Origin of the sequence: Cupriavidus nantongensis (assembly GCF_041726985.1) — a bacterium.
GTDB lineage: Bacteria > Pseudomonadota > Gammaproteobacteria > Burkholderiales > Burkholderiaceae > Cupriavidus > Cupriavidus nantongensis_A.
The window spans coordinates 913,096-938,866 of the sequence record NZ_CP168303.1; the positions used below are offsets into that span (position 1 = coordinate 913,096).

28 protein-coding genes and 3 tRNA genes are annotated in these 25,771 nt (G+C 67.2%); 18 read left to right on the forward strand and 13 right to left on the reverse strand.

Annotated features, from left to right (window positions below):
• Position 1: 1 nt before the first annotated feature.
• The 3 genes from ACEI37_RS15335 to ACEI37_RS15345 all read left to right on the forward strand — a co-directional run bounded on the left by ACEI37_RS15335 (position 2) and on the right by ACEI37_RS15345 (position 1,290).
• Complete coding sequence (locus tag ACEI37_RS15335; protein ID WP_373379623.1) at positions 2-676, forward strand: SOS response-associated peptidase; 675 nt, start codon at positions 2-4, stop codon at positions 674-676.
• 91 nt (positions 677-767) lie between these two features.
• A complete protein-coding gene (locus tag ACEI37_RS15340) occupies positions 768-992 on the forward strand; it encodes a DUF2188 domain-containing protein (protein WP_116378359.1) in 225 nt (74 codons plus the stop codon).
• Between the two features lie 4 nt (positions 993-996).
• Positions 997-1,290 (forward strand): hypothetical protein, encoded by a 294-nt coding sequence (locus ACEI37_RS15345; RefSeq protein ID WP_198036349.1) that lies wholly within the window; start codon positions 997-999, stop codon positions 1,288-1,290.
• Between the two features lie 272 nt (positions 1,291-1,562).
• On the opposite strand, the gene ACEI37_RS15350 is transcribed toward ACEI37_RS15345, so the two are convergent.
• Together ACEI37_RS15350 and ACEI37_RS15355 are read right to left on the reverse strand one after the other, a co-directional pair.
• Positions 1,563-2,813, reverse strand: coding sequence for a tyrosine-type recombinase/integrase (locus ACEI37_RS15350; protein WP_373379624.1), 1,251 nt, complete (start codon positions 2,811-2,813; stop codon positions 1,563-1,565).
• 149 nt (positions 2,814-2,962) lie between these two features.
• A tRNA-Ser gene (locus ACEI37_RS15355) sits at positions 2,963-3,052 on the reverse strand.
• A 297-nt stretch (positions 3,053-3,349) separates the two neighbouring features.
• Between ACEI37_RS15355 and ACEI37_RS15360 the strand changes: the two genes are divergently transcribed.
• Entirely contained in the window at positions 3,350-3,859 is a 510-nt protein-coding gene (locus tag ACEI37_RS15360; RefSeq protein ID WP_062802078.1) for a glycine zipper 2TM domain-containing protein, read from the forward strand.
• Positions 3,860-3,940: 81 nt separating this feature from the next.
• Here ACEI37_RS15360 and hemW read toward each other — a convergent pair whose 3' ends face one another.
• The 5 genes from hemW to ACEI37_RS15385 form a co-directional block, all read right to left on the reverse strand.
• On the reverse strand, positions 3,941-5,173 hold the full coding sequence (hemW, locus tag ACEI37_RS15365) for a radical SAM family heme chaperone HemW (protein WP_373379625.1): 1,233 nt from the start codon (positions 5,171-5,173) through the stop codon (positions 3,941-3,943).
• Complete coding sequence (rdgB, locus tag ACEI37_RS15370; protein WP_373379626.1) at positions 5,170-5,787, reverse strand: RdgB/HAM1 family non-canonical purine NTP pyrophosphatase; 618 nt, start codon at positions 5,785-5,787, stop codon at positions 5,170-5,172. The genes hemW and rdgB overlap by 4 nt, the downstream gene beginning before the upstream one ends.
• A gap of 15 nt (positions 5,788-5,802) precedes the next feature.
• On the reverse strand, positions 5,803-6,522 hold the full coding sequence (rph, locus tag ACEI37_RS15375) for a ribonuclease PH (RefSeq protein WP_111519003.1): 720 nt from the start codon (positions 6,520-6,522) through the stop codon (positions 5,803-5,805).
• Between the two features lie 102 nt (positions 6,523-6,624).
• The gene (locus ACEI37_RS15380; protein WP_373379627.1) at positions 6,625-7,539 is read right to left on the reverse strand and encodes a PP2C family serine/threonine-protein phosphatase; all 915 of its coding nucleotides are present in this window, start codon (positions 7,537-7,539) and stop codon (positions 6,625-6,627) included.
• A gap of 72 nt (positions 7,540-7,611) precedes the next feature.
• Positions 7,612-8,664: a serine/threonine protein kinase gene (locus ACEI37_RS15385; protein WP_373379628.1), complete on the reverse strand. Its 1,053-nt coding sequence runs from the start codon at positions 8,662-8,664 to the stop codon at positions 7,612-7,614.
• Positions 8,665-8,898: 234 nt separating this feature from the next.
• Here ACEI37_RS15385 and ACEI37_RS15390 point away from each other — a divergent pair, with 234 nt between their 5' ends.
• From ACEI37_RS15390 to ACEI37_RS15405, 4 genes are all read left to right on the forward strand, one after another.
• Positions 8,899-9,834 carry a YicC/YloC family endoribonuclease gene (locus ACEI37_RS15390; RefSeq protein WP_373379629.1) on the forward strand — a complete coding sequence of 312 codons (936 nt, stop codon included), beginning with the start codon at positions 8,899-8,901 and terminating at the stop codon, positions 9,832-9,834.
• Between the two features lie 96 nt (positions 9,835-9,930).
• Positions 9,931-10,527 (forward strand): guanylate kinase, encoded by a 597-nt coding sequence (gmk, locus tag ACEI37_RS15395; RefSeq protein ID WP_373380266.1) that lies wholly within the window; start codon positions 9,931-9,933, stop codon positions 10,525-10,527.
• A 105-nt stretch (positions 10,528-10,632) separates the two neighbouring features.
• A complete protein-coding gene (gene rpoZ / locus ACEI37_RS15400) occupies positions 10,633-10,836 on the forward strand; it encodes a DNA-directed RNA polymerase subunit omega (protein ID WP_006578656.1) in 204 nt (67 codons plus the stop codon).
• A gap of 205 nt (positions 10,837-11,041) precedes the next feature.
• Positions 11,042-13,456 (forward strand): bifunctional (p)ppGpp synthetase/guanosine-3',5'-bis(diphosphate) 3'-pyrophosphohydrolase, encoded by a 2,415-nt coding sequence (locus ACEI37_RS15405; protein ID WP_373379630.1) that lies wholly within the window; start codon positions 11,042-11,044, stop codon positions 13,454-13,456.
• Between the two features lie 14 nt (positions 13,457-13,470).
• Here the strand turns inward: ACEI37_RS15405 and greB are convergent, their stop codons facing one another.
• Positions 13,471-14,034, reverse strand: coding sequence for a transcription elongation factor GreB (greB, locus tag ACEI37_RS15410; protein ID WP_373379631.1), 564 nt, complete (start codon positions 14,032-14,034; stop codon positions 13,471-13,473).
• A gap of 156 nt (positions 14,035-14,190) precedes the next feature.
• On the opposite strand from greB, the gene ACEI37_RS15415 reads away from it, so the two are divergent.
• From ACEI37_RS15415 to ACEI37_RS15425, 3 genes are all read left to right on the forward strand, one after another.
• Positions 14,191-14,267 (forward strand) — tRNA-Arg (locus ACEI37_RS15415).
• A 157-nt stretch (positions 14,268-14,424) separates the two neighbouring features.
• A complete protein-coding gene (locus tag ACEI37_RS15420) occupies positions 14,425-14,685 on the forward strand; it encodes a hypothetical protein (protein ID WP_062797485.1) in 261 nt (86 codons plus the stop codon).
• A gap of 142 nt (positions 14,686-14,827) precedes the next feature.
• Positions 14,828-14,903: transfer RNA gene (locus ACEI37_RS15425), tRNA-Met, on the forward strand.
• 132 nt (positions 14,904-15,035) lie between these two features.
• On the opposite strand, the gene ACEI37_RS15430 is transcribed toward ACEI37_RS15425, so the two are convergent.
• The gene (locus tag ACEI37_RS15430; protein WP_018006976.1) at positions 15,036-15,317 is read right to left on the reverse strand and encodes a hypothetical protein; all 282 of its coding nucleotides are present in this window, start codon (positions 15,315-15,317) and stop codon (positions 15,036-15,038) included.
• A gap of 150 nt (positions 15,318-15,467) precedes the next feature.
• Here ACEI37_RS15430 and ACEI37_RS15435 point away from each other — a divergent pair, with 150 nt between their 5' ends.
• Entirely contained in the window at positions 15,468-16,151 is a 684-nt protein-coding gene (locus tag ACEI37_RS15435; protein ID WP_373379632.1) for a Fe2+-dependent dioxygenase, read from the forward strand.
• 46 nt (positions 16,152-16,197) lie between these two features.
• On the opposite strand, the gene ACEI37_RS15440 is transcribed toward ACEI37_RS15435, so the two are convergent.
• Together ACEI37_RS15440 and ACEI37_RS15445 are read right to left on the reverse strand one after the other, a co-directional pair.
• Entirely contained in the window at positions 16,198-16,506 is a 309-nt protein-coding gene (locus ACEI37_RS15440; protein ID WP_018006974.1) for a hypothetical protein, read from the reverse strand.
• Positions 16,507-16,660: 154 nt separating this feature from the next.
• Positions 16,661-18,109 (reverse strand): PLP-dependent aminotransferase family protein, encoded by a 1,449-nt coding sequence (locus ACEI37_RS15445; protein ID WP_373379633.1) that lies wholly within the window; start codon positions 18,107-18,109, stop codon positions 16,661-16,663.
• A 160-nt stretch (positions 18,110-18,269) separates the two neighbouring features.
• Here ACEI37_RS15445 and ACEI37_RS15450 point away from each other — a divergent pair, with 160 nt between their 5' ends.
• The 5 genes from ACEI37_RS15450 to ACEI37_RS15470 all read left to right on the forward strand — a co-directional run bounded on the left by ACEI37_RS15450 (position 18,270) and on the right by ACEI37_RS15470 (position 22,014).
• Complete coding sequence (locus ACEI37_RS15450) at positions 18,270-18,713, forward strand: carboxymuconolactone decarboxylase family protein (RefSeq protein ID WP_373379634.1); 444 nt, start codon at positions 18,270-18,272, stop codon at positions 18,711-18,713.
• 233 nt (positions 18,714-18,946) lie between these two features.
• Complete coding sequence (locus ACEI37_RS15455; RefSeq protein WP_373380267.1) at positions 18,947-20,299, forward strand: DUF2252 domain-containing protein; 1,353 nt, start codon at positions 18,947-18,949, stop codon at positions 20,297-20,299.
• A gap of 26 nt (positions 20,300-20,325) precedes the next feature.
• Positions 20,326-20,637, forward strand: a complete 312-nt coding sequence (locus tag ACEI37_RS15460) for a hypothetical protein (protein ID WP_111519011.1) — start codon at positions 20,326-20,328, stop codon at positions 20,635-20,637.
• A gap of 150 nt (positions 20,638-20,787) precedes the next feature.
• Positions 20,788-21,690, forward strand: a complete 903-nt coding sequence (lpxO, locus tag ACEI37_RS15465) for a lipid A hydroxylase LpxO (RefSeq protein ID WP_373379635.1) — start codon at positions 20,788-20,790, stop codon at positions 21,688-21,690.
• Positions 21,691-21,756: 66 nt separating this feature from the next.
• On the forward strand, positions 21,757-22,014 hold the full coding sequence (locus ACEI37_RS15470) for a DUF333 domain-containing protein (RefSeq protein ID WP_373379636.1): 258 nt from the start codon (positions 21,757-21,759) through the stop codon (positions 22,012-22,014).
• Between the two features lie 25 nt (positions 22,015-22,039).
• Here ACEI37_RS15470 and ACEI37_RS15475 read toward each other — a convergent pair whose 3' ends face one another.
• Both ACEI37_RS15475 and ACEI37_RS15480 read right to left on the reverse strand, forming a co-directional pair.
• The gene (locus ACEI37_RS15475) at positions 22,040-23,548 is read right to left on the reverse strand and encodes a diguanylate cyclase domain-containing protein (protein ID WP_373379637.1); all 1,509 of its coding nucleotides are present in this window, start codon (positions 23,546-23,548) and stop codon (positions 22,040-22,042) included.
• Positions 23,549-23,722: 174 nt separating this feature from the next.
• Positions 23,723-25,159, reverse strand: coding sequence for a PLP-dependent aminotransferase family protein (locus tag ACEI37_RS15480; RefSeq protein ID WP_373379638.1), 1,437 nt, complete (start codon positions 25,157-25,159; stop codon positions 23,723-23,725).
• 175 nt (positions 25,160-25,334) lie between these two features.
• Between ACEI37_RS15480 and ACEI37_RS15485 the strand changes: the two genes are divergently transcribed.
• Positions 25,335-25,706: a hypothetical protein gene (locus ACEI37_RS15485; protein ID WP_373379639.1), complete on the forward strand. Its 372-nt coding sequence runs from the start codon at positions 25,335-25,337 to the stop codon at positions 25,704-25,706.
• Positions 25,707-25,771 lie beyond the last annotated feature (65 nt).

A 25,771-nucleotide genomic window follows, 5' to 3' on the forward strand; every position in this document is an offset into this window, starting at 1 on the left:
GATGTGTACCAACTACGGCCCAGTGCAGCGCCAGATCCTGCGGGACATCTTCGGAGTCGAGCCGCCGCCTGCCGAGTGGAAGCCCGAGGCTTGGCCAGACTACGCTGCCCCCATCGTGCGCCTGGACGGTGGCGGCCGGCGGAACAGCGTGCTGGCCAGCTTTGGCCTGGAGCCGCGCTCACGCGTTCCGCAAGGCGTCCGCCCCTACGACACCATGAACGCCAGGTCGGAGACGGTGGGGGAGAAGCAAACGTTCAGCGGCCCATGGAAGAAGGGCCAGCTCTGCCTGATTCCGGCCACCGCGGTCTACGAACCCCACTACGAGGCCGGGCCCAAGTCGACGCGGTACAAGATCTGGCTCCCTGGCGAGCCGGCCTTTGGCATCGCCGGCCTCTGGCGCGACTGGCCCGACGGCGCCTACTCGTTCACCATGCTGACTGTGAACGCGGACAAGCACCCCGTCATGAATCGGATGCACGCCTCCGGCAAGGAAAAGCGATCGGTGGTTATCGTGCCGCGGCAGCAATGGAACGACTGGCTGGCGTGCCGCGACCCGGAAGTCGCCCGCACCTTCATGACCCTCTTTCCGGCTGAAGCCATGGCCACCGAGGCGGCGCCCATCGTGCGGCAGACCAAGGAACCCCCTTCCGTGGCCGCCCCAGAGCTGCCGTTCTAGGCGCTTCCACCTGCCTGCTGTCGGACGGCGCCTGATAGCGCCGGCCAAGCGTCGAGCAGAGACTGGCTGCATCAACATCCAGGAGACAGCCATGCCAGGCAAGAACATCCACGTCGTGCCCGCCGGTGACAGTTGGGTCGTTGAGGCCGAAGGCTGGGAGGGCCAGCAACAGAAATTCGCCACCCAGGACGAAGCCATTGCCGCCGGCACTGAGCGAGCCAAGCGCGAGCAGGTCGAGCTCCTGATCCACGGCCGCGACGGCCAGATCCGTGAGCGCAACTCCTTCGGACACGACCCACGAAACATCAAGGGGTGATGCCATGGCCAGCCGGCCGCCGCCGGCGCCGACGCTGGCCGAGCTGCGGGCCATGCTCCTGTGCGAGCGTAAGACCATCCCGCGCGAGCCTGTCGAGCCGCCGCCGGGGCTGCTCTATGTGGACAGCGTCGAGGACGGCGCCTGGCTGTACGGCCATGCGTTAACGCTGGGGCTGGAGGGCGTCGTCGGCAAACGTGCCGGCTCCACCTATCGATCTGGCAAGCGCTCTCGGGACTGGCTGACAGTGAAGCGGCCGGGCGCGGTGCCTCCAGGGCGCTTTTCACGCTCAGTTGCCTAAGCCGGACTGCACCTAAATTGCACCTATGGTGGGCTGGGTTGGCCTTTGGTTACCTTGGTTGACCTTGGTTTTGCAATTTGCGAGTTGCGCAAGGCCTTGATTTATAAAGCGTCTTGGTTTGTCACCAAAACTCCGAAGGCAGTGCTCGCTAAATTGTGCCGGTAGCTCTATCGGTTGACCAGTTTCGAGAGTAGGGAAGCGCCCAACCACATCTGTATCCCTATGCCGTCGCCAAGATTTCACTCGGCGCTAATCAGCAACTCCCAGCCCCATCAGTTGCACGCCGATTGCGGCGTGGCGCTCTGATCCAGTGGAATGGCTGCTGCTGTTTGGCCGGAGCAGTAGTGCGCCCAGTCCCTCATCAACTTGCGCCGGCGCTCAAGCATGTCGCCCCGACGGTAGGCCGCTTCGCTTTCGTTCTGGATGGCGTGAGCCAGCGCCATTTCTGCAAGCGAGTCCGCATATTCCGTGCAGTCCGCCACCCAATCCCGGAAGGTCGAGCGGAAGCCATGCACGGTGACATGTCCGTAACCCATTCGCTCAAGCAGCTTCAGCATAGCCATGTTGGAAAGCGGCTTCCCCTTCTTCCGGCCCGGATAGAGCCAGCCGTCTCGCGCGCCAGGCAATGCTGCCTCAACCAACTCGACGAGGCGATCGGTCATTGGCACACGTAGGGGCAATTCCATCTTCATGCGTTCGCCCGGTACAGTCCAGACGCGATAACGCATGTCGAATTCCTCGGGTCTCGCAAATTGGACCTCCTGGGTGCGGACAACCGTCAGGATTAAGTGCTCGAGCATGCGAGCGGCAGTCCCGCGCTGCTCGCGCAGTTCCTTCATAAAGCCCGGAATTTCCTGCCACGGTAGCGCTGGGTGATGCTTGATCTTTTTGCGCCGATTTTGTTTGGGGAGCAGCTTGTCGAGGTGGCCGCGCCAGCGTGCCGGATTCTCTCCCTCGCGATGTCCGAGCGCCTTTTCGGCATCGAGTATGCATTCGAGGCGCCCACGTAGTCGGAACGCTGTTTCGCGCTTCTTGATCCAGATCGGCTGCAGCACCTGCAAGATCATGGCCGTGTCGACGTCGCGCACGTCTTGATCACCAAGGATTGGGCCTGCGTAGGTGGCGATCGTGTTTGTCCACTGTTGGGCGTGCTTCTTGTTCTTCCACCCGGCACGATGCTTGGCGATGTAGTCGGCCGCTGCAGCCTTGAATAGGCGCGGTCCTGACAATTCGAGCATGCGTTGCCGCTGCTTGGCCTTCCGCGCCTCAATCGGATCGACTCCATCCCGAAGAAGGTCCCGGCATTTTGAGGCTTCTGCGCGCGCTGCAGCCAGCGAGACGGAAGCCAGGGGGCCCAGCCCCATTTCGCGCGACCGGCCGCGTAGCGTGAACTTGAAGATCCAGGAGCGCGAGCCAGTCTGAGAGATCTGGAAATAGAGGTTGCCGCCGTCCGGGTAATGCCCCGGTACATCCAGCTTGCCGATCTTCAGCGCCGTGAGCCGATGCAGTTGCCGTGTTGCCATTTCCCACCCCCGTTCTGACCCCTGTTCGATGGTCGGATTGTGTCGGAGCGGTGTGGAGGCGGCAAGAAGAAAAATACCCCCAAAGCCGCGCCTCTATTGGGTTTCCGGCTGATTCGCTGGAGGGTGTCGGAACGCGGTGGAATGAGGAATGGCGGAAGCGGTGAGATTCGAACTCACGGATGGGTCACCCCATCGGCAGTTTTCAAGACTGCTGCCTTAAACCACTCGGCCACGCTTCCGGAAAAGTGCGGGCATTGTAGCGCGAAAGGGCGGGGCCTCCGGCGCAGTGCCGCATGCAGACGCAACGGTCTGGCCGCGCATTATACAAGCCCCGCGAGGCTTGATGGGGACTTGTGCCGCGGCGTGGAGGCAGCCGTAAATTTCTTGCCACATCTTCTGGCCGTGCTGTCGGGCTCTGTCTGACAAGAAGGAACCTTCATATCGCGCCAGCGCTCATATGGTCGTACCGGGCACTGCGGTGTGTGCCGCATCCCCGGCTTTCGCCAGGCAACAGAGGAGAACTCAAAATGCGAAAAATGCGAACCCCTAGCAAGACATGGTTGATCGTTCCGGTGGCCGCGGCGGCCGCGCTGGCCGGTTGTGCGGCGCCGTATGGCAGCGGCTACGACCAGGGCTACAACACCGGCTACAACGCGCCGCCCCCGGGTTACCAGAACCCGCACACCTCGCAGGCGCCGGCCGGTGCGGTCTACTACGGCCGCGTGGAATCGATCGAGCCGGTCACCACCACGCAGGGCAGCTCGGGCCTGCTGGGCACCGTGATCGGCGGCGCCGCGGGCGGCCTGCTGGGCCACCAGATCGGCGGCGGGCGTGGCCAGACCGCGGCGACCATCGGCGGCGCCGTGGTCGGCGCCGTGGCCGGCAACCAGATCGAGAAGCGCGCCGGCAGCAATACGCAGACGGTCTATCGCGTCAACGTGCGGCTCGATGACGGCCGCCTCGCCACGGTGACGCAGTCGAACCTGGGCAGCCTGCAAGTGGGCATGCGCGCGCGCGTGGCCAACGACATGGCCACGCCGTACTGACGTGCCAGCCTGACGTTTGCCAGAAGTAAAAGGCCACGCGCTTGCGTGGCCTTTTTTTAACGCTGCCGGGGTGCGGGCCGCTCAGTCCTTCAGGAACATCTCCTGCAGGTCATTGAGGAAGCGCCGGCCCAGTTCGGTGGGCCGGATCGTGGTCAGGTCGGCTTCGAGCAGTCCCTTCTTCTCGGCCTCGGCCAGCTGTTTGCTGATGGTGTGCAGCGGCAGCCCGGTGTAGTCGTGGAAGCTCGAGGCCGGCACGCCGTCGGTCAGGCGCAGCGCATTGAGCATGAACTCGAACGGCAGTTCGTCGGCGCCGACGTCGCGCGCTTCCTGCACCGCGTTGCCGGCCATGGCCTGCGCCATGTAGGTTGCCGGATGCTTGTGCCGCATCTGGCGCAGCACGCGCTGCGGGAACGACAGCTTGCCGTGCGCGCCGGCGCCGATGCCGAGGTAGTCGCCAAAGCGCCAGTAGTTGAGGTTGTGGCGCGCCTCGCGATGCGGCTTTGCATACGCCGAGGTCTCGTAGTGCCGATAGCCCGCCGCGGCCGTTCGCGCTTCGATCCAGTCCTGCATTTCGTACGCCGTGTCGTCATCCGGCAGCGCCGGCGGAAACTTTGCGAACAGCGTGTTCGGCTCCAGCGTCAGGTGGTACAGGGACAGGTGCGTGGTGCCGTAGGCCAGCGCGGCTTCGACGTCCGCCTGGCATTCCTGCAGGGTCTGGCCGGGCAGCGCGTACATCAGGTCCAGGTTGATGTTGTCGAAGCTGGCCTGGGCGATGTCGATGGCGCGGCGCGCCTCGGTGCCGCCGTGGATGCGTCCCAGCGCCTGCAGGTGCCGGTCGTTGAAGCTCTGGATGCCGATCGACAGCCGATTGATGCCGCTGGCGCGGTAGCTGGCGAACTTGTCGGCTTCGAAGGTGCCGGGATTGGCCTCCATCGTGATCTCGGCATCGGCGTCGAGCGGCAGCAGGGCTCGGATATCCGACAGCAACCGGTCCATGCCCGCCGCCGACAGCAGGCTGGGGGTGCCGCCGCCGATAAACACGGTATGCACCGGGCGGCCCCATACCAGCGGCAGCGACTGCTCCAGGTCCGCGCGCAGCGCGTCCAGGTAGAGATCTTCCGGAATCTCGTGATTGTCCGCGCCGGGCGCGGCGTGCGAGTTGAAATCGCAATACGGGCACTTGCGCACGCACCACGGGATATGCACGTACAGCGACAGCGGCGGCGAACCGGGCAGGCTGATCTGCCCGGGCTTGAGCCACAGCTGCTTGCTGTCCACGGGCACGGACGCGGAGGCCGGTACGATCGGAATCATCGGGTCGCAGGCTCCGCGGCCTCGGCCTGCAGCCTGGCCACCAGGGCGCGCAGCGCCTGGGCACGGTGGCTGACGCGGTTCTTCTCTTCCGGCGGCAGCTCGGACGCGGTCTTGCCCAGCGCCGGCAGCAGGAAGTGCGGGTCGTAGCCGAAGCCGCCGGCGCCGCGCGGCGCGTCGACGACCTCGCCGTGCCACACCCCTTCGGCGATGATCGGGCACGGGTCATCGGCGTGGCGCACGAACACCAGCACGCAGTAGTAGTACGCGTGCCGGTTCAGCTTGCCGGCCAGCTGAGAAACCAGGTAGGCGTTGTTGGCCGTATCCGACCTGGCCTGTCCCGCCATCTGCGCATAGCGCGCGGAATAGACCCCGGGCGCGCCGCCCAGCGCCTGCACGCAGATGCCGGAGTCGTCGGCCAGCGCGGGCAGGCCGGCAAGCCGGCTGGCGTGGCGGGCCTTGGCCAGCGCGTTCTCGACAAAGGTGGCGAAGGGCTCTTCGGCCTCGGGGATGCCAAGCTCGCCCTGCGTTACCACGTCAAAGCCGAGCGGCGCCAGCAGCGCGCCGAATTCGCGCAGCTTGCCGGGATTGTTGGAGGCCAGTACCAGGCGTTGCATCGCGGGCTCCGTGGCTCAGGCCAGGCCCAGCGCTTCGCGCTGGAGCTGTACCAGCCGGGCGATGCCGGCTTCGGCCAGGCGCGTCATGGCGTCGAGGTCGGCGCGGCTGAAGGGCGCGCCCTCGGCGGTGCCCTGCACTTCGACAAAGCCGCCACTGCCGGTCATGACCACGTTCATGTCGGTGTCGCAGTTGCTGTCCTCGGCGTAGTCGAGGTCCAGCACCGGCACGCCGTCGACCATGCCGACCGAGACCGCGGCGACATGGTCGCGGATCGGGCTGGCGGCGATCAGGCCGTCGCGCAGCATGGTCGCGACCGCGTCGTGGGCGGCGACAAAGGCGCCGGTGATAGCCGCGGTGCGGGTGCCGCCGTCGGCCTGCAGCACATCGCAGTCGAGATGCAGGGTGTATTCGCCCAGCGCCGCCAGGTCGAACACCGAGCGCATGGCGCGGCCGATCAGGCGCTGGATTTCCTGGGTGCGGCCGGTCTGCTTGCCGCGCGCGGCCTCGCGGTCGGAACGCGTATGCGTGGCGCGCGGCAGCATGCCGTACTCGGCCGTGACCCAGCCTTCGCCGCTGCCTTTCTTGTGCGGCGGCACCTTGGCCAGCACGCTGGCGGTGCACAGCACCTTGGTATCGCCAAAGGCGCACAGGACCGAGCCTTCGGCGTGGCGGGTGTAGTGGCGGGTAAGGCTGATGGAACGCAGCGCATCGGCTGCGCGGCCGCTGGGTCGCATGAGATGGTTTGTCCGCAAAGGGTAGAAAGGAGAGACCGCGATTCTACCGCTGCCGGCCGGTGCGCGCTGGCGCTCCGACCCGGCCGGACCTTGCCGGTGCCATCACCGCATCAGGTTGCTGGTCTTGTCGATGGCGGCGCGGATCTCGGCGATGGAGCGCTCGATCTCTTCCTCGGACAGCAGGTCGCTGTCGGTGCCGTTACGCTCGAGGATCGAGGTGGTGAAGGCGTTGAGCGGCAGGGTGTCGGTCATCACCGCATCCTGGCTGGCGGTGTTGTTGTCCAGCTCCCACATCATGGCGATGCCGGTGGTGTTGTCGGCACCTTCGCCGGCCTGCTGCAGCGCCTGGTCGATCAGCGCCGGCACTGCCTGCACCACCGACAAGCGCGACAGCTTGTCGACCAGCACCGGCTCGTCCAGCGGGCCCCACAGGCCGTCGGAGCAGAGCAGGGCGACGTCGCCCGGTTCCAGCCGCACCGGCCCGCCCAGGTCAATCAGCGGCAGGTTGGGGGAGCCCAGGCAGTTGTAGAGCTTGTTGCGCTCGGGGTGGTTGGCCACCTCCATCGGCAGCACGCGCTCCTGCTGCAGCAGGTTCTCGATCTTGGAGTGGTCGCGCGTGCGCGTCAGCAGCCGGCCCTTGCGCAGCAGGTAATAGCGCGAATCGCCGGCGTGGGCCCAGTGGATCTGGCCGTGCTGCACCAGGCAGCAGACCACCGTGGTGCGGGGCACGTCGGCCATCTGGTTGGCTTCGGCATAGCGGTGGATCTCGCGGTGCGCCAGCATGATGGTGTCCTGCAGGAACTCGGCCGGGTTGCGCACCGCGGGCCGCGCCTGCAGCTGGAACTGGCGCGCCAGGGTCTGCAGCGCCTGCTGCGCGGCGACTTCGCCGTGGGCGTGGCCGCCCAGGCCGTCGGCCAGCACCATCAGCAGCGCGTCGCGCGTGAAGCAATAGCCCATGCGGTCCTGGTTGATGCGGCGGCCGCCTTTCCTGCTTTCCTGGTAGACAGAGAATCGCATGTTGGCTGGATGGCTTTCTTTGGGGTTCGATGGCCCGGCCGCGCGCGCGGGCGCTGCGGTCGGGTTTGTGATTCAGTCGACGCTCGCGCCCGGTGCCGGCTCGTCACGCCGGCGCAGCAGCGTCAGAAAGCGCGAGGTCGCGGGCGCTTTTTCCGGCGGCATGGGAGCGGGTGCCGGGGCCTGGGTCGCGGGCGCCAGCGCCTGCTCGCCCAGCGCGTTGGTCTGCTCGCGCAATTCCTTCTGCAGCCGGAATACGCTCTGCGGGCGGCCCGAGGGCTCCAGCCGCAGGCACCACTCGACCAGGTCGACCAGGCCGTTGGTGTAGCTGCTGCGCAGCCGCACCAGCGCCTCGCCCATGCGGTCGTCCTTTTCGCGCTGGTTGGCTTCCTGCGGCGGCAGTCCGGCCATGCAGGCGTAGAGCGTCGCGCCCAGGCTGTAGATGTCGGTCCACGGGCCCAGGTCAGTGTGCTTGCCGTACAGTTCCGGAGCGGCAAAGCCCGGCGTGTACATCGGCTGGAAGCGTGCGGCCTCCATGGTCAGGGTCTGCCGCGCGGCGCCGAAATCCAGCAGGATGGGGGACTCGTCCTCGCGCAGGTAGATGTTGCCCGGCTTGATGTCCAGGTGCAGCAGCTTGTGGATATGCACTTCGCGCAGGCCGCTCATCAGGTCGTGGAACACCTTGCGGATGAAATGCTCGCGCAGCACCTTGGCGCGGCCCTGCTGCCGGGCCGCCAGCACATGCTCCTGCAGCGTCTTGCCCAGCTCGTAGTTCATCACCATGTAGACGGTGGCGTTCTCGCGGAAGAAGTTCACCACGCGCACCACGCTGGGATGGGAAATGCGGGCCAGCGAGCGGCCCTCTTCGAAGAAGTACTTCAGGCCCAGCCGGAACGCCGCGGCGTTTTCGTCGGGCACCACGGGGATCAGTTCGCCCGGGTTGCGCCGCGCCAGCGACGACGGCAGGTACTCCTTGATGGCGACCGGCGCGCCGGTTTCGTCGGTGGCCAGGTAGACGAAACTGAACCCCCCGCTGGCCAACTTCTTTACAATACGATAGTTGGACAGCAGCGTGCCGACGGGCAGCGGTGCACTCTTCGGTTGTGGCGTGCCCTTTGGCTCTGTCATGGGATTAGGACTAGGACCGGAGTTGCCCCCGCGGATTTGCCTCCGGACGGATTTGCCTCCGGATTGTCCGGGCTAATCGGTCACTTGTAAAGAACACAAATACGGGCGTTATTGCCCGCCTTTCAACGTTTTGAGGGCGCCCCCACAGGCTGTGCGCGCGGCTGCCGGGCGGGTGTCCGCCGGGCAGGCCGCGGCCGCTTCGGGCCGGTGCGGCGCCAATCACGAGAACAACCAATGATCCACAGCATGACAGGCTACGGCCTGGCGACGCGCCAGGCGCCATTGACCAACGCGCAGGGCGAGCCCAGCGGGCGCACCGCGTCCGTTTCGGTGGAATTCCGCACTGTCAATTCGCGTTTCCTCGACCTGTTGTTCCGGGCCCCCGAGGAGTGCCGCGCGTTCGAGCCGGCGTTGCGCGAGATGCTGATGGCCGAGCTGTCGCGCGGCAAGCTGGAATGCCGCATCAACCTGCAGCGCACCGATGCCGGCGGCGCCACGCTGGCGCTGAATGACGGGCTGCTGGCGCAGATCCGCGCGCTGGAGACCACCGTGGCCGCCACCTTCAGCAGCGCCGGCACCCTGCGTATGGGCGAGATCCTGCGCTGGCCCGGCGTGCTGGTCGAGCCGGAGCTGTCGCAGGAGTCGCTGCGCGAGGCCGTGCTCGGCGCCGCGCGCGAGGCGCTTGACCACCTGCTGGAAGCGCGCCGCCGCGAGGGGGACGCGCTCAAGGCCACGCTGACCGAGCGCATCGACGCCATGCTGGCGATCGTCGAGCGCCTGACCCCGACCATCCCGCAACTGATCGCGCATCACCAGGAAAAGCTGACCGAGCGCCTGCAGGAGGCCTTCAACCTGGCCGCGCCCAACGGCATGCCGGCGATGAGCCGCGACGAGATCGCCGAGCGCATCCGCCAGGAAGCCACCGTCTACGGCATCCGCATCGATATCGCCGAAGAGCTGTCGCGGCTGCAGGCGCATCTGAACGAAACGCGCCATATCCTGAAGAAGGGCGGCCAGGTCGGCAAGCGTCTGGACTTCATGATGCAGGAGCTCAACCGCGAGGCCAACACGCTGGGCTCCAAGGCCGCCGCCAAGGAGCTGGCCGATGCCTCGATGGAACTCAAGCTGCTGATCGAGCAGATGCGCGAGCAGGTCCAGAATCTAGAGTAAGACAGTCACCGAAACATCATGAGCCCAACTTCTCCATCGGCCTCCGCTCCGACCTCGCACACCGCCATCGACACCGTCTACCCCGGCAACCTCTTCATGGTGGTGGCGCCCTCGGGCGCGGGCAAGTCGACGCTGGTCAACGCGCTGCTGGCGCAGGACCCGGCGATCCGCCTGTCGATCTCGCACACCACGCGCGCACCGCGCCCGGGCGAAGAGGACGGCCGCGAATACCACTTCGTCACGGTGGACGGCTTCCGCACCGCGCGCGACCGCGGCGACTTCCTGGAATGGGCCGAGGTGCACGGCAACTACTACGCGACCTCGCGCGTGTGGATCGAGCAGCAGATGGCGCAAGGCAACGACGTGCTGCTCGAGATCGACTGGCAGGGCGCGCAGCAGGTGCACCAGCGCTTTTCCAACGCGGTGGAGATCTTCATCCTGCCGCCGTCGCTGACCGCGCTGGAAGAGCGCCTGAAGAAGCGGGGCCAGGACGAGCCCAATGTGATCGTGCGCCGCTTGCTGGCCGCGGGCAGCGAAATGGCCCACGCCTCGGAGTCGGACTACGTCATCATCAACGAGGTGTTCGACGATGCGCTGGAGCAGTTGCGCAACATCATCAGCGCCACGCGGCTGCGCTTTTCCTCGCAGAAGGCGCGGCACGCGGAGCTGTTCATCGAGCTTGGCATCCACTGAAACGATGCCTGCCGATGACAGCCGCGCGGGGCGCCGCCGGCGTTTCCCGCCGCGTGCTGTAAAATAGCAACCCAACGTAAGGTTTTGTCCCAAGGTGGATTTGATATGGCGCGTATTACCGTCGAAGATTGTCTGAAACACATTCCGAATCGTTTCGAGCTCGCGCTGGCGGCCACGTATCGTGCGCGCCAGCTGGTGCAGGGCCACACGCCCAAGGTCGAAGCGAAGGACAAGCCGACCGTGGTGGCACTGCGCGAGATCGCGTCGGGCCAGGTCGGCATCGAGATGCTGAAAAAGGTCCCGACCTGATCCACCAGGCGGCCCATGGCTCATCCCTGCATCGTGCCAGCACAGTTCCAGGCTACCCAGCCGGATTCCCCGGGCCGCCGCCATGCCATCGCCGCATCCGCCCTCCAAGCCTCCATCCCAGCCGTCGCCGACCGCGGTCGTGCCGGCGCCTGGCGATGCGGCCCCGCCCGCGGCGCGTAAGCGCACCATTCCGGGCCAGTCTTCCGTGAACGCGCGCACCGGCGCTCCCAATCTTCCCGATCCGCTCGGCGACGATGTCGTCGGCGAGCGCGCCGTCGCACCCGCGCTGGCCCCGGGCAAGGCGCGCGGCGCGGCCGCGCATGACGAACCGGCCGCGGTGCAGCCAGTGACGCCACCGGCAGCCGACAGCCTGTTTATCGATGCAGTGCTGGCGCAGTCATACCGGCACTTCTTCGGCCCGACCTCGCAGCCGGCGGTGCCGCCGCGCCAGCAGGTCATCTCCATCACCCGGCTGATGGAGAAGCTCGCGTACCTGAAGGCGCCCGACCTGGCGCGCGTGCGCGAGGCCTTCCAGTTTTCCGACGAGGCCCACCTGGGCCAGTACCGCCAGAGCGGCGAGCCCTACATCACCCATCCGGTGGCGGTGGCCGAGCTGTGCGCGGACTGGAAGCTGGACGTACAGTCCATCATGGCGGCGTTGCTGCACGACGTGATGGAAGACCAGGGCATCACCAAGAGCGAGCTGGCCGAGAAATTCGGCCCCAAGGTCGCCGAACTGGTTGATGGCCTGACCAAGCTGGACAAGCTCGAGTTCCAGAGCCGCGAGCAGGCGCAGGCGGAAAGTTTCCGCAAGATGCTGCTGGCGATGGCGCGCGACGTGCGCGTGATCCTGGTGAAGCTGGCCGACCGTACGCACAACATGCGCACGCTCGACTTCGTGCCGCCCGAAAAACGCCGCCGCATCGCGCTCGAGACCATGGAGATCTATGCGCCGATCGCGCACCGTCTCGGTCTCAACACGATCTATCGCGAGCTGCAGGAGCTGTCGTTCAAGGTCGGCTCGCCGTTCCGCTACGCCACGCTCGAAAAAGCCGTCAAGGCCGCGCGCGGCAACCGGCGCGAAGTGGTGAAGCGCATCCTCGAGGCCGCGCAGAAGGGGCTGGCCGATGCCGGCATCGTCGCCGAGCTGTCCGGGCGCGAGAAGACGCTGTACAGCATCTACCGCAAGATGCATGACAAGCAGTTGTCGTTCTCGCAGGTGCTGGATGTGTACGGTTTCCGCGTGGTGGTGGAAACGCAGATGCACTGCTACATGGCGATGGGCGCGCTGCACGGTTTGTACAAGCCGATGCCGGGCAAGTTCAAGGACTACATCGCGATCCCCAAGATCAACGGCTACCAGTCGCTGCACACCACGCTGGTGGGGCCGTTCGGCACGCCGGTGGAGTTCCAGATCCGCACGCGCGACATGCACCAGATCGCCGAGGCCGGCGTGGCCGCGCACTGGATGTACAAGCACCAGGCCGACCACGCCAACGATATCCAGCAGCAGGCGCACCAGTGGCTGCAGTCGCTGCTCGATATCCAGAGCCAGACCGGCGATTCGCAGGAATTCCTCGAGCACGTCAAGATCGACCTGTTCCCGGACGCGGTCTACGTGTTCACGCCCAAGGGCCATATCCGCGCGCTGCCGCGCGGCGCCACCGCGCTGGACTTCGCCTACGCGGTGCACAGCGACCTGGGCAACCAGTGCGTCGCAGTCAAGATCAACAACGAGATGCTGCCGCTGCGCACCGAGCTCAAGAGCGGCGACATTGTCGAAGTGGTGACGGCGCCGTACTCCAAGCCGAATCCGGCGTGGCTGTCGTTCGTGCGCACCGGCAAGGCGCGCGCGGCGATCCGTCACTACCTCAAGACCACCAAGCTGGACGAAGCGATCCAGCTGGGCGAGCGCCTGCTGGAGCAGTCGGCGCGCCAGCTCGGAATCGAGCTGAAGGCGGTGCCGCAGTCGGTGTGGGACCGCATGATCCAGTGGACCGGCAACAAGCAGCGCGAGGACATCTTCGCCGACCTGGCACTGGGCCGGCGCGTGCCGGCGGTGGTGGCCAAGCGCATGGAGATCCTGCTGCAGGAGCTGTCCGGCGATGTCGACAGCGCGCTGCTGGCGGCGGTGCAGACCTTTGCCGGCGAGGAAGCACCCGCGGTGCCGATCACCGGCGACGAAGGCATGTCGATGATCTTCTCGGCGTGCTGCCGCCCGATCCCGGGCGATTCGATCGTCGGGTACCTCGGCAAGGGCGAGGGACTGCAGATCCACGTGCAGGACTGCAAGATCGCCAAGCGCCTGCACAGCAAGGATCCGGAGCACTGGATCGACGTGATGTGGGCCAAGAAGACCACGCGCGCCTTCGATGTGTCGATCAAGGTGATGGTGCGCAACGTCAAGGGCATCGTCGCGCGCGTGGCGGCGGACCTGACCGCGGCCGACGCCAACGTTGCCCACGTGGCGATGGAGCAGCAGGACGCCGGCCAGCAGGAAGCCACCTACATGCAGTTCATCATCCAGGTGCAGAACCGCCTGCACCTGGCCAACGTGATGCGCGGGCTGCGCCGCAACCCCGACGTCATTCGCATCTTCCGCGACCGCAACGACAATTAGGCGGGCCCGCGCGCCTATTGTTTCTTCGCGGGGTAGCGAACTTCCAGGATATCGATCTGCTCGACGCCGGCCGGCGTGCGCAACGCCACGGTGTCGCCTTCGCGCGCCTTGAGCAGCGCCTTGGCGATCGGCGAGATCCAGCTGACGTGGTTGTGTTCGAGATCGACCTCGTCCATGCCGACGATGGTGATGGTGGTCTCTTCACCCGACGCATGCGCGTAGGTGACGGTGGCGCCAAAGAAGATCTGGTCGTTGTCGCCCTGCAGGGACGGGTCGACCACTTCGGCCTTGTCCAGGCGGCGCGTCAGGAAACGGATGCGGCGGTCGATCTCGCGCAGGCGCTTCTTGCCATAGAGATAGTCGCCGTTCTCGGAGCGGTCGCCATTCGACGCCGCCCACGACACGATCTGCACCACGTCGGGCCGCTCGACATCGATCAGGTGCATCAGCTCGTCGCGCAGGCGCGCGTAGCCTTGCGCGGTGATGTAGTTCTTGGTGCCGGGAGGCAGCGGGGTTGCGCCTTCGGGAAGGTCGTCGTGCTCGTCGCCCGAGGACTCTTTGACAAATGCCTTGTTCATGGTCCGGATCACTTCTTCAGTCTGCCATTATAGGAAAAGCCCACTGGCGGGCAGCGCCGGCGCAGGCTCGTGACGACCCGTTCCAATAAAGATCGCAAAAAAGTTGGTAGGGGGCTTCACAAAAACGAAAACTGAGTTATAATCTTTTTCTCGCGTGCGGCTGTAGCTCAGTTGGATAGAGTACTTGGCTACGAACCAAGGGGTCGTGGGTTCGAATCCTGCCAGCCGCGCCACCTATGCAGAAAGAAGAGGGCTTCCGGAAACGGAAGCCCTTTTTCTTTGCGGCTCAGCTTGTGTGTACCGTCTTGCCGCGCGCTCGCGTTATGCCTTGCGGTCGCGCGTGTCGCCTCCTAGTCTCGAAGAACCATCATGGATCCGGGAGTCGCTCGCATGGACAACGCTGACTGGCGTGTCGAGGCATATCGCGGCATGGACGTCTATGTCCTTGTGTCGCCGCAGGGGCAGGGTAGCATCGGCCGTTGGGGTTACGAGGTGCGCGTATCGCAGGAAGGTGCCGATCCGGCCGATGCGGGCGATACCGAACTGCTCGCCAGCGGGCCGCAGCAGTTTTCCACGCGCCATGCGGCCGAGGTGGCTGCGTTCGGCGCGGGCTATGCGCTGGTCGATCGCCTGCTGGGACCTGCCGAATAAGCGCCGCTAGCCCTCGCGCGCGCAGCGGTTTATATCACGTTGTGATGTATCGGCTTGCCCGCGGCGGCGAACGATTTGCTGTGCCGACGCAAATAGTGCTTGCCATGCGCCATCGGATCACCCATAATCCATCTCCTTCAGACGCGGGGTGGAGCAGTTGGCAGCTCGTCGGGCTCATAACCCGAAGGTCGCAGGTTCAAGTCCTGCCCCCGCAACCAACACCTTGTACCAGCGGCACCCGCCGCAAGCCTCAAGGCGTGGTTCCAAAGGCCGTCCGGCCAGATTTCCTTAGCGTTTCAAGATCGATGCCAATGCGGCCAGTCCACGCCTGGACTTGCAGCGCATCGACATCAGGCCGGCACGCGTTCCGCCGCAAGCCTGAAGGTGTCGCGCACCAGCGGCTGGTCTTCGCGTTCGGCCGCCTCGGCGCGATCGCGCAAGCGCGCGGCGAGCACCGTCAGCGTTCCCTGAGCCTGCGGCCCGCCGGCGGCCTGGCACTTGGTCACGGCTTCGCGCATCACCGCATCGAGTTCGCCGCTGACGTCGGCGCCATCGAAGGCGCTGACCGAAAGGGCCGAGATGCGTTCCAGGTAGAGATTGACCAGCGCTTCGTCGTGTAGCGGTTCGGACATGTCTGCTCCTTGTCGATGACGGCATACCTCAAACCATTGTAGTGAAGGCGCCGCCTGCCCGGGATCAAACAGTAATGATTCTTGTTCGGGGCCTTTGCGGGCTTCCCATACAATGGGCGCCTGCCGATTTATCCCGACGTACAAGCCATCATGATGCTGCAGATTCCCGACGTATTGACCAAGGCCCAGGTCGCGCACGTGCGCGAGCTCATCGACGCGGCGCCGTGGACAGATGGCAACGAAACCTCGGGCTACCAGTCGGCGCTGGCCAAGCGCAACCTGCAGCTGCCCGAGGGTTCGCCGGCGGCGCGGCAGGTCGGCGACCTGATCCAGGATGCATTGGGCAACCATGCGCTGTTCTTCTCGGCGGCGCTGCCGCTGAAGGTTTATCCGCCGCTGTTCAACCGCTATGAGGGCGGTCATACCTTTGCCAACCATGTCGACAACGCGATCCGCTATCTGCGCGGCACCAGCTTCCGCATCCGCAGCGACCTGTCGGCGACGCTGTTCCTGACCGAACCGGAAGACTACGACGGCGGTGAACTGGTGATCGAGGACACCTACGGGCAGCAGCGCGTGAAACTGCCGGCCGGGCACATGGTGCTGTACCCGGCCACCAGCATCCACCACGTGACGCCGGTCACGCGCGGCGCGCGGGTGTCGTCGTTCTTCTGGATCCAGAGCATGGTGCGCGACGACGGCCAGCGCGCGATGTTGTTCGAGCTGGATGGACGCATCCGCCAGGTGGCGCAGGAACTCGGCCAGGCGCACGAATCGGTGATCGGCCTGACCGGCGTCTATCACAACCTGCTGCGGCGCTGGGCCGACGCCTGAGCGCTGCCGGCGCGCGGTGCTGGGATCAGCGGAGATGCGAGCGCGACTAGTCGTCGCGCCGTCGCTGGTTCTGCAGCAGCTCGATGGGAGAGGGCTGGATGCGCCGTCGCGCCGGACGCAACGCCCGGTTCGGCCACAGCACATAGTTGGTGTGCGGGTCCAGCGGCTTGCCGAAGTACGAGACCCAGACCTGTACGCCCTGCTCGGTTTCGGCAACGATGGCCGCGACGGCACGCGCCGCGGCGGACGGGGACTTGAGCAGCTCGGCTAGGGCTTCGACGCCCTGCACGACATGGTGCTTCACCCCTGCAAACCATGCGTACTGACGCATGGCGGACAACAAACGCTTGGTCATGAACGCGACTCGGGTTGTTTGGAAGTGCGAATGAGACTTTCGTACATCCGTTTTGTTCACAGCAAATTTGTCCGGCAAGTATGACTGAGGCGCCATGTCGAAGGTGTGTCACCTGCTTGCCGTGCGTGGCTCGCGCGCCCTGGTGCCGGCCGCGTCACGCGGGGCGTGGCGGGGCGGGAGCCAAGGCAGAGAGTACCATCGCCAGCCGGTCCAGGGCAGGGTCGATATCCAGCAGGTCGATCGCTCCGAAGCCCAGCAGCAGCCCGGCGCAACTGGGGGGCGGACTGGCATAGCAAGGGTCCAGCGTGGCCAGTTCCAGGTCCGCCAGCCGCGCCATCGACACCAGCGCCTCGGTGGTCACCGGCACCCGCAGCCGTGCCGCCAGGTGGAAGCCGGCCACTGCCGGCAGCGGCTCGAGCCACGGCGACAGGTCGCCCTGCAGCCGTGCCAGCAAGCGCGCGCGGCGCTGGGCATGGCGTGCGTGCGAACGCCGGATATGGCGCAGCAGGTGGCCTTCCGACAGGAAGCGCGCCAGCGCCTGCTGCAGCAGCGTCGGCGTGTACCAGTCCATCAGGTGCTTGACCTTGCGTGCCGCCGGCATCAACCACGGCGGCACCACCACATAGCCGCCACGCAGGTTGGCCGCCAGGGTCTTGGAGAACGTGCCCAGGTAGACCACGCGGCCGTGCCGGTCCAGCGTCTGCAGTGCGTCCAGCGCCTGGCCGCCGTAGCGGAACTCGCTGTCGTAGTCGTCTTCCAGGATCACCGCATGGCGGCGTGCGGCCCAGTCGAGCAGGGCCTGGCGCCGCGCCAGGCTCATCGGCACGCCCAGCGGCGACTGGTGCGAGGGCGTGACATAGACCAGGCTGGCGTCGTTGGGCAGCGCCGCCACCACCAGTCCTTCGTCGTCGACCGGCACCGGCACGACCCGCGCGCCAAGCCCCTGGAACAGGGCGCGCGCCATCGGGTAGCCGGGATCCTCCATCGCCACCACCGCGCCCGGCCCGAGCAGCAGCCGCCCCAGCAGGTCGATGCCCTGCTGCGCGCCGCTGGTGACGAGGATGTCGGTGGGCGTGCTCTGCACGCCGCGGGTAAAGGCGATATGGCGCGCGATCGCCTGGCGCAGCGGCATCTCGCCGGCGGCATCGGCCGGGCCGGGCGTCCGCGTGCGCTCGGCCGCGAGCGCCGCGCGCACGCAGCGCGCCCAGGCTTCGTGCGGAAAGCGGGTGGTATCGGCCTGGCCCGGCTGGAACGCATAGCGGGCGCCGCCCGTCGGGGCCAGGAACGGCGTCGGCACGGCCAGCCAGCGCTGCACCGCCGGCGGCAGCACCGGCGCTGCGGCGATGCGCACCGCCGGCCGCGCCAGGCCCTGCGCAACATAGGTGCCGTCGCCGACGCGCGCGTGCAGCCAGCCTTCCGCCACCAGCCGCTCGTAGGCGGTGGTCACGGTCTTGCGCGCCACGCCCAGCTGCGTGCCGAGCAGGCGCGACGGCGGCATGCGCGCGCCGGCTTCGAGCCGGCCGCCCTGGATCGCGTCGCGGATGTGGTGGACGATCTGCGCGGTCAGGTCGCCGGCGTGGTCCAGGGCCAGGTGCAGTTCCATGGCGGATGGGGTTGATCTCGATTGGTCTACTGATTTTGCCAAAAATTGGCAGTGTACGGAGCCAATGCGGGGGTCTATCTTTCATCCCGTCGGGCGCCGAACAGCGCCCGCTGCATCGAACCTGAATCCAACCTGCTGAACCCGCTCAAGGAGATCGATCATGGAAGAACGGATGAACTGGCAAGACGTGGCCCCCGACGCCTACAAGGCAATGATCGGCGTCGAGGTCTACCTGGCGCGCTGCTCGCTGGAAACCACGCTGAAGGAACTGGTCAAGATCCGCGCCTCGCAGATCAACGGCTGCGCCTTCTGCCTGGACATGCACGTGACCGACGCGCGCAAGCACGGCGAAAGCGAGCGCCGCCTGAGCCTGCTGCCGGCCTGGCGCGAAGTGAGCTGGTTCACCCCGCGCGAGCGCGCCGCGCTGGCGTGGACCGAGGCGCTGACGCTGCTGCCGCAAAGCCAGGCGCCGGATGCGGACTACCAGGCGCTGCGCGAGCAGTTCTCGGAAAAGGAAATGGCCGACCTGACGCTGCTGATCTCGGCCATCAACGCGTGGAACCGCTTCGGCGTCGGCTTCCGTCGCCAGCCGCCGGCGCTCTGAAGCCGCTCTCCCGCCTGCCTGTCTGACCGCTGCGCGCCGGCTTGTCGATTGACAAGCCGGCGCGCGCTGCATTAGCTTCGGTTGCAGCGACTGCACATGTGGCAACGGCCGGCGGCGCCGGCATGGGAGGCAATGTGGCGATACGTCAGGAAAGCTCCTCGGCGCCGGCACCGGATGCCGATCCCACGCCGGTCGCAACCCGGCGCGAGCGCGGCAAGGCGCTGCGCCAGCAGGTGCCGCGCGGCGCGCACGAGGCCATCGGCCAGGTCGACCGCGATCCGGTCGTGCTACTGCAGCTCAGCAGCGAGGGCCGGGTGCCCCGGCTGGTGCCGCTGCGCTACGGCCGCATGATCCAGTCCCCGTTCGCCTTCTTTCGCGGCAGCGCCATCCTGCAGGCGCACGATCTTGCCGGCACCCCCGATTCCGGCCTGTCCATGCAGATCTGCGGCGACTGCCACCTAGCCAACTTCGGCGGCTTTGCCACGCCCGAGCGCGCGCTGCTGTTCGACCTCAACGATTTCGACGAAACCAGCCCCGGCCCGTGGGAGTGGGATCTGAAGCGCCTGTGCGCAAGCTTCGTGGTGGCGGTGCGCCACCTGCGGCATGGCCCAGGGGTGGCGGAAGACGCGGTGCGCGCGGCGTTGGGCAGCTATCAGCGGCGCATGGCCGACTACGCCGGGATGGGCATGCTCGACACCTGGTACGACCGCATCACGTTCGACCGGCTGATCCAGAAGGAAACCTCGCCCGAGGTGCAGAAGCGCATCCGGCGCGGCATGGAGCGCGCCGCCGACCGCACCCATGAATCGCTGCTGCCCAAGCTTGCCGAGCGCATCGGCGAGCGCTGGAAGATCCTCGATGCGCCGCCCGCCGTATTCCACGTGCACGGCAGGCAGACCCTGTTCGAGCCGGGCGACGACTGGATGACCGTGGCCGATCCGGACCAGGCGATCGCGCAGGCGTTCAAGGAATATCTGTCGACCCTGGCGCCGGACCGGCGCCGGCTGCTCGGGCACTTCACCCGCCATGATCAGGCCTTCAAGGTGGTGGGGGTGGGCAGCGTCGGCACCCGCTGCCTGATCCAGCTGCTGGTGGACCAGCATGACAAGCCGTTGTTCCTGCAGGTGAAGGAGGCGACCCGCTCGGTGGTGGCGCGCTACTACAAGAGCGCGCCGTGCGGGCACGAGGGCCGCCGCGTGGTCGAGGGCCAGCGCCTGATGCAGGCGGCGAGCGACCTGTTCCTGGGCTGGACCAGGGGCCCGCGCGGGCGGCACTTCTATATGCGGCAGCTGCGCGACATGAAGCTGTCGGCACAGATCGAACTGATGGATGCCGACCTGCTCGGCCGCTATGCCGCGCTGTGTGGCTGGGTGCTGGCCCGGGCCCACGCCAAGGCCGGCGGCCTGGCCGCAGAAGTCAGCGGCTACCTGGGCCGCAGCGACCGCATGGCCGACGTGATGGTAGGCTATGCCAATGGCTATGCCGACCAGGTCGAGCGCGACTACGACCAGTTTGTCGCCGCCTGCCGTTCGGGGCGGCTGGAAGCGCGCACCGATGCCGACATGGCCGCGGATTTCCGCGTGTAGTGACGTCCCCCGCCAGGAGTCTGCCCATGACCGAAGACACCCTGTTGCAACTGATGACGGAAGTCGAAAAGGAAGACCCGATCGACTACGCCGACCTGCCGTTCGATGACGCCGCGCTGCGCCGGCTGGCCTGCCGCCTGATCGCCGAACGCTCCAGCGAGCTGGAAGCATCCGGCCTGCCGGTGGAGGCGCTGCTGGCCACGATGTGGGCCTCGACCGCCAAGCTGGTGCTGGAGAACCTGGTCCTGAACGCGCGCCTGCTGACGCTGCAGGGCCAGCCCGACGATGCGCGCGCGCTGATCGAGCGCATCGCCCGCCAGTCGCGCGGCGACGCCTGATCCGCTGCTATCCGGCGCTGACATCCGGCCCCGCCATGTGCCGCACCCGGCGCAAGCTGCGGTGCCCCCGCGGTTTCGTTAAAATACCGGTTTTCGCCCAGCCGGCCGCGGCGCGCCATGCAGCGGAGGCGGCTGACCAGGAGGATTTCGGTGATCAAGTGGATAATCGTCGCGGGCTACCTCGGTGCCATCCTGTATGTGCACTTCCGCGGCAAGGTGCGCCTGCGCATCTGGCGCCAGCTGCTGGACCATTCGGCCCTGGTGGCGCCGATCAATTGCTTCATGTACGCGTTCTCGGGCGTGCCGCGCACCCCGTATATCCCGGTCGACAATTTCCCCGACCTGGAAAAGCTGCGCGCCGCCTGGCCGGAGATCCGCGATGAAGGCCTGGCCCTGGCGGCGATGCGCAAGATCAAGGCCGCCGACAAGAACGACGACGCCGGCTTCAATTCCTTCTTCAAGTACGGCTGGAAGCGCTTCTACCTGAAGTGGTACGAGGCCCAGCATCCGTCGGCCGAGCAGCTGTGCCCCAAGACCGTGGCGCTGCTGCGCGAGCTGCCCACGGTCAAGGCGGCGATGTTCGCCGAGCTGCCGCCGGGCGGCAAGCTCAATCCGCACCGCGACCCGTTTGCCGGCTCGCTGCGCTATCACCTGGGCCTGGCCACGCCGAACGACGACCGCTGCTTTATCGAAGTCGACGGCGAGCGCCACAGCTGGCGCGACGGCGAGGGCGTGGTGTTCGACGAGACCTACCTGCACTGGGCCGAGAACCGCAGCGACGCCAACCGGCTGATCCTGTTCTGCGATATCGAGCGCCCGATGCGCTACGGCTGGGCCGCGAAATTCAACCACTGGATGGGCCGCAAAGTCATGACCGCGGCCAGCTCGCCCAACGACGAGCACGACCAGACCGGCATGATCAACAAGCTGTTCCGCTTTGTCTGGCTGGGCGGCCAATACCGCCGCCGCTTCAAGGCCTGGAACCGCCAGCTCTACTACGTGGCCAAGTTCGGCCTGATCGTGCTGGGCGTGGGTTTGATCGTCTACCTGTAAGCAGCAAAAGAGCCGGCGCCAGCCGGCTCTTTCGTTTTGCAGACCTGTTTCCTGCCGGAGATGCCGATGCGCTTTCTTCCCGTCGCCCTTTGGCTGGCCGCTAGCCTTGCCGCGGCCGCCTGCACTACCACGCCCGCCGAGCGCCCCGCCAGCACCGGCGCCGCTATCGGCATGGCCAACCCCGCCTCGGTCAACTGCGCGCAGCGCGGCGGCAAGCTGCAGATCGTGTCGACGCCGGCGGGGCAGACCGGCCTCTGCACCTTTCCGTCGGGCAAGCAGTGCGAGGAATGGGCGCTGATGCGCGGCGAGTGCACGCCGGGCTGAAGCAACGCCCTGAAGCGCCGCGCCTTCAGTCGCGGCGGCGTTCGTTGGCGAGCGCGGCGTAGTGGTCGCGCTTGGCCTGGTACATGCGGCTGTCGGCCAGCTTGACGATGTCGCCCAGGCGCTCGCCTTGCTGGCAAGTGGCGTGGCCGATGGAGAAACTGAGCCGCGTGCCGGGGTAGAACTGGTTGTTCAGTTCGACCACCTTGCCGATCTGCTCGACCACGGTGGCCGCACCGCGCTCGTCGCGTCCAGGCAGCAGCACCATGAATTCGTCGCCGCCGGTGCGCGCCACGCAGGCCTGCTCGCCCACCGCCTTCTTCAGCACCTCGCCGGTGCGGCGCAGCAGGCTGTCGCCGTCGGCGTGGCCGAACTGGTCGTTGACCACCTTGAGCCCGTTCAGGTCCACCGCCACCACGCTGACCGGCCACGGGCCCTTGCGGCCCAGCCGCGCCAGCTCGTCCTCATAGTAGGCGCGGTTGTAGAGCTTGGTCAGCACGTCATGCTTGCCGAGGAACTCGACATAGGCCTCGGCCTTCTTGCGCGCCGTGATATCGGTCAGCGACACCAGCACCTGGTCCCAGTCCGCCTCCCGCCCGGGAAACACCGACCACTGCATGAACACGTCGACGGCGCGGCCATCGAGCGCGTAGTTGATGACCTCGCGCTGCTGCCACAGCCGGCCATGCCACAGGTCGATCAGCTGCTCGGCGAAGTGGGCGCGCATGTCGTCGCGGAACACGTCGCCGAGCCGCGACAGCAGCGTCGCCTTGCTGTCGGCGCCGAACATCAGCAGGGTCTGCTGGTTGACGTCGAGCACCCGGATTTCCTGCATGCAGCGCGAGACAAAGTCGGGATGGACGTTGAGGAAGGTGCGGAAGTCGGTAATGCCGGCGGCGCGCACCTCGTCGATCAGCACCTTGACCGCGCTGAAGTCCTCGACCCACAGCGACACCGGCGAATGCTCGAACAGGCCCAGCGCATACTGCTCGCTGCGGCGCAGCTCGCGCTCGGTGCGCAGGCGCGGGGTGATGTCCTTGATCGACAGCAGCACGCGCTCCCAGGTCTGTTCGTGGCCGGGCATCACCGTGGCCTCCAGCTGGATGTCGAGCCGCGTGCCGTCCAGCGCGTAGTTAACGGTCTGGCTGGCAAAGCCGTTGGCGCCGTCCCACAGCTGGCCGAGTTCTTCGACATGCTGCTCGAACATGTCGTCGCGGAACACGGTGTCGAGGTTGGCCACCAGGTCGTCGAAGTCGGCCGCGCGGAACAGCTCCAGCGTGCGCCGGTTCACCGCGATCACGCGGATCAGCGCGGAACACTGCGCCACCCGCCGCGGATCGGCACGCAGGTGCGGGCGCACGTCGGTGATGCCCTGCTGCCGCCATTGCGCGAAGCACTCGCGCACCGCGCTGAAGTCTTCCAGCCACAGCGACACCGGCGCCAGCTGGAACAGGGCCTGGTAATCGTCGGGAAGGGTGCGGGCAGGGTCGGCGCTACCCTGGGCGGACGGCGCCACGGATGTACTGGTCAAGGCCATTCTCCTTGTTCTTGTCGTGGAGGTGCGCGGCGGCCGTGGCAACCGATGCGATCGGGTTCCGGGGACCAGCCGGACGGGCGCGTGCACACCAGCGCACTAGGATAGGCGAGGCGCTGGCAAAAAGGGAGGGTTGTTGCAAATCGGCGGGAGGCGCTGCGGCAATCTCCGCATCGCTCAGCCCGCCAGCCGCTGCACGATTGCGGCGATCGTGCCGAGCGCGCGCTCGATCTGCGCGGAGCGCGGGGCGCCGCAGTTGATGCGCAGGCAGTGGTCGAAGCGCCCGGCGTTGGAGAACATCACGCCCGGCATCACGCGGATGCCGGCCTGCAGCGCCTGGTCGAACACCGCCTCGGACGAGACCTGCGCGGGCAGCTCCACCCACAGGTGCATGCCGCCGCGCGGCGCGCCCAGCCGCGTGCCGGCGGGAAAGCTGGTGGCGATGGCCTGCGCGAACCATTCGCGCTGCGCGCGCAGCCGCGTGCGCAGCCGGCGCAGGTGACGGTCATGCGCGCCGGATGCCAGGAAATCCGCCGCGGCCATCTGCGACAGCATCTCGTTGGGCCGCGACAGTCCGAACTTCAGCATCTCGACACGCGCCTGCCATTTGCCTGCGGCGATCCAGCCCAGCCGCATGCCGGGGGCCAGCACCTTGTGCAGCGAAGCGCAGTGGATCACGTTGCCGCTGCCATCCCAGGCCTTGGCCGCCGCCGGCGGCGCGTCGCTGTCTGCGGTGGCGGAAAAGCAGTCGTCCTCGATCAGCGCGATGCCGCGCGCCTCGCACCATTGCACTAGCCGCGCCTTGTGCGCGTCGGGCATGATGCAGCCGAGCGGGTTCTGCAGGTTCGGCACCACCGCCACCGCGCGGATGTTGTCGTAGTGCTGCGCGGCCAGCTCCAGCGCCTCGAGCGAGATGCCGGTCTGCGGGCTGCACGGGATTTCCAGCGCGCGCATGCCCAGGCTTTCCAGGATCTGCAGCAGGCCGTAGTAGGTGGGCGACTCCACCGCGATCACATCGCCCGGACCCGCCACCGCGCGCAAGGCGAGGTTCAGCGCCTCGGTGCAGCCGTTGGTAATGACGATCTGCTCCGGCGCCAGCTGCACGCGGTTGTGCAGCGCCTGCCGCGCAATCGCGGCGCGCAGCGGCTGGTAGCCATCGGGCTCGACGCCCTCGCCGAACAGTTGCGGATGCCGGCGCAGCGCGCGCGTCGCGGCACTGCGCAGGGCCTCGGTCGGGTACAGCGATGGCGCGCAGTAGGCGCCGCCCAGGTTGGTGTGCACGTGCTCGTGCTGGCCGCGCGCGAGCAGGCCCGAAATGCGCTGGTGGATGCCGACGTACTGGGCCGGGTCGGGCAGCGCGGCGGCGGGCTCGGACAGCGCGGCCAGCGCTGCGTGCCGCGGCGCGGCGACGAAGTAGCCCGAGCGCGGCCGCGCTTCGAGCAGGCCGTCGCTTTCCAGTTGCCGGCAGGCCTGCAGCGCCGTCGACAGGCTCACGCCGTGCAGCGCCATCAGCGCGCGCACCGACGGCATGCGGTCGCCGGCGGCGAGCGTGCCGGAGTCGATGGCGCGGCGGTAATGGCCTGCAAGCTGGCGATAGAGCGGGGTGGTTTCCATGGCGGCATGGTGGCGTGGCGGGCCGCATCGGTACAGATACAGAGGCGGGGGCGCTGTATCGTAACAGGCGAAAATCCTGGCTGCTGTTCCGGTCGCCGCGATGTGGCCTTGTGCCTGCCGCGCGCGCGAGGCGGTCGATAGGCTGGAGTCCTGTGCCTGCTACCGGAGTCCTGCCATGCCAAGCGATCTCAACGACACCTCTACCGTGATGCCACTGCCGGCCGGCCAGGCCCTGCGGCTGCATGTAGCGGCCGGCACCGTGCTGCACGCCGCCGCCGGCGAGATGGCGCTGGCCGGGCCGATGCAATGGCTCGCCGGCCACTGCCACATGCCGCAACGGCGCCTGCGCGCCGGCGACACCTGGATCGTTCCCGCGCGCGGCTGGCTGACGGTGTCGGCGCTCCGGGGCGGGGCGTTGTCGGTGATGGTGCCGCCGGGGTGGCTGGCACGGTTGCGGGCGCGGCTGGCGCTGCCCTGGCACCGTCCGCGTCCGGCTGCCCGGCCGGTGCCGCTGCGGATTCCCGACCCGGCGCGCCAAAGGCGATAAAATTGCGCTCCGGCCGGCCTGGCACATTGGTGTGCCCAACCCCCCGGCCGCAGTTCCCAGGTTCC

Coding starts and splice junctions, on each gene's coding strand:
- ACEI37_RS15335 (WP_373379623.1), top strand. CDS start 2: ATGTGTACCAACTACGGCCCAGTGCAGCGCCAGATCCTGCGGGACATC.
- ACEI37_RS15340 (WP_116378359.1), top strand. CDS start 768: ATGCCAGGCAAGAACATCCACGTCGTGCCCGCCGGTGACAGTTGGGTC.
- ACEI37_RS15345 (WP_198036349.1), top strand. CDS start 997: ATGGCCAGCCGGCCGCCGCCGGCGCCGACGCTGGCCGAGCTGCGGGCC.
- ACEI37_RS15350 (WP_373379624.1), bottom strand. CDS start 2,813: ATGGCAACACGGCAACTGCATCGGCTCACGGCGCTGAAGATCGGCAAG.
- ACEI37_RS15360 (WP_062802078.1), top strand. CDS start 3,350: ATGCGAACCCCTAGCAAGACATGGTTGATCGTTCCGGTGGCCGCGGCG.
- hemW (WP_373379625.1), bottom strand. CDS start 5,173: ATGATTCCGATCGTACCGGCCTCCGCGTCCGTGCCCGTGGACAGCAAG.
- rdgB (WP_373379626.1), bottom strand. CDS start 5,787: ATGCAACGCCTGGTACTGGCCTCCAACAATCCCGGCAAGCTGCGCGAA.
- rph (WP_111519003.1), bottom strand. CDS start 6,522: ATGCGACCCAGCGGCCGCGCAGCCGATGCGCTGCGTTCCATCAGCCTT.
- ACEI37_RS15380 (WP_373379627.1), bottom strand. CDS start 7,539: ATGCGATTCTCTGTCTACCAGGAAAGCAGGAAAGGCGGCCGCCGCATC.
- ACEI37_RS15385 (WP_373379628.1), bottom strand. CDS start 8,664: ATGACAGAGCCAAAGGGCACGCCACAACCGAAGAGTGCACCGCTGCCC.
- ACEI37_RS15390 (WP_373379629.1), top strand. CDS start 8,899: ATGATCCACAGCATGACAGGCTACGGCCTGGCGACGCGCCAGGCGCCA.
- gmk (WP_373380266.1), top strand. CDS start 9,931: ATGGTGGTGGCGCCCTCGGGCGCGGGCAAGTCGACGCTGGTCAACGCG.
- rpoZ (WP_006578656.1), top strand. CDS start 10,633: ATGGCGCGTATTACCGTCGAAGATTGTCTGAAACACATTCCGAATCGT.
- greB (WP_373379631.1), bottom strand. CDS start 14,034: ATGAACAAGGCATTTGTCAAAGAGTCCTCGGGCGACGAGCACGACGAC.
- ACEI37_RS15420 (WP_062797485.1), top strand. CDS start 14,425: ATGGACAACGCTGACTGGCGTGTCGAGGCATATCGCGGCATGGACGTC.
- ACEI37_RS15430 (WP_018006976.1), bottom strand. CDS start 15,317: ATGTCCGAACCGCTACACGACGAAGCGCTGGTCAATCTCTACCTGGAA.
- ACEI37_RS15435 (WP_373379632.1), top strand. CDS start 15,468: ATGATGCTGCAGATTCCCGACGTATTGACCAAGGCCCAGGTCGCGCAC.
- ACEI37_RS15440 (WP_018006974.1), bottom strand. CDS start 16,506: ATGACCAAGCGTTTGTTGTCCGCCATGCGTCAGTACGCATGGTTTGCA.
- ACEI37_RS15445 (WP_373379633.1), bottom strand. CDS start 18,109: ATGGAACTGCACCTGGCCCTGGACCACGCCGGCGACCTGACCGCGCAG.
- ACEI37_RS15450 (WP_373379634.1), top strand. CDS start 18,270: ATGGAAGAACGGATGAACTGGCAAGACGTGGCCCCCGACGCCTACAAG.
- ACEI37_RS15460 (WP_111519011.1), top strand. CDS start 20,326: ATGACCGAAGACACCCTGTTGCAACTGATGACGGAAGTCGAAAAGGAA.
- ACEI37_RS15470 (WP_373379636.1), top strand. CDS start 21,757: ATGCGCTTTCTTCCCGTCGCCCTTTGGCTGGCCGCTAGCCTTGCCGCG.
- ACEI37_RS15475 (WP_373379637.1), bottom strand. CDS start 23,548: ATGGCCTTGACCAGTACATCCGTGGCGCCGTCCGCCCAGGGTAGCGCC.
- ACEI37_RS15480 (WP_373379638.1), bottom strand. CDS start 25,159: ATGGAAACCACCCCGCTCTATCGCCAGCTTGCAGGCCATTACCGCCGC.
- ACEI37_RS15485 (WP_373379639.1), top strand. CDS start 25,335: ATGCCAAGCGATCTCAACGACACCTCTACCGTGATGCCACTGCCGGCC.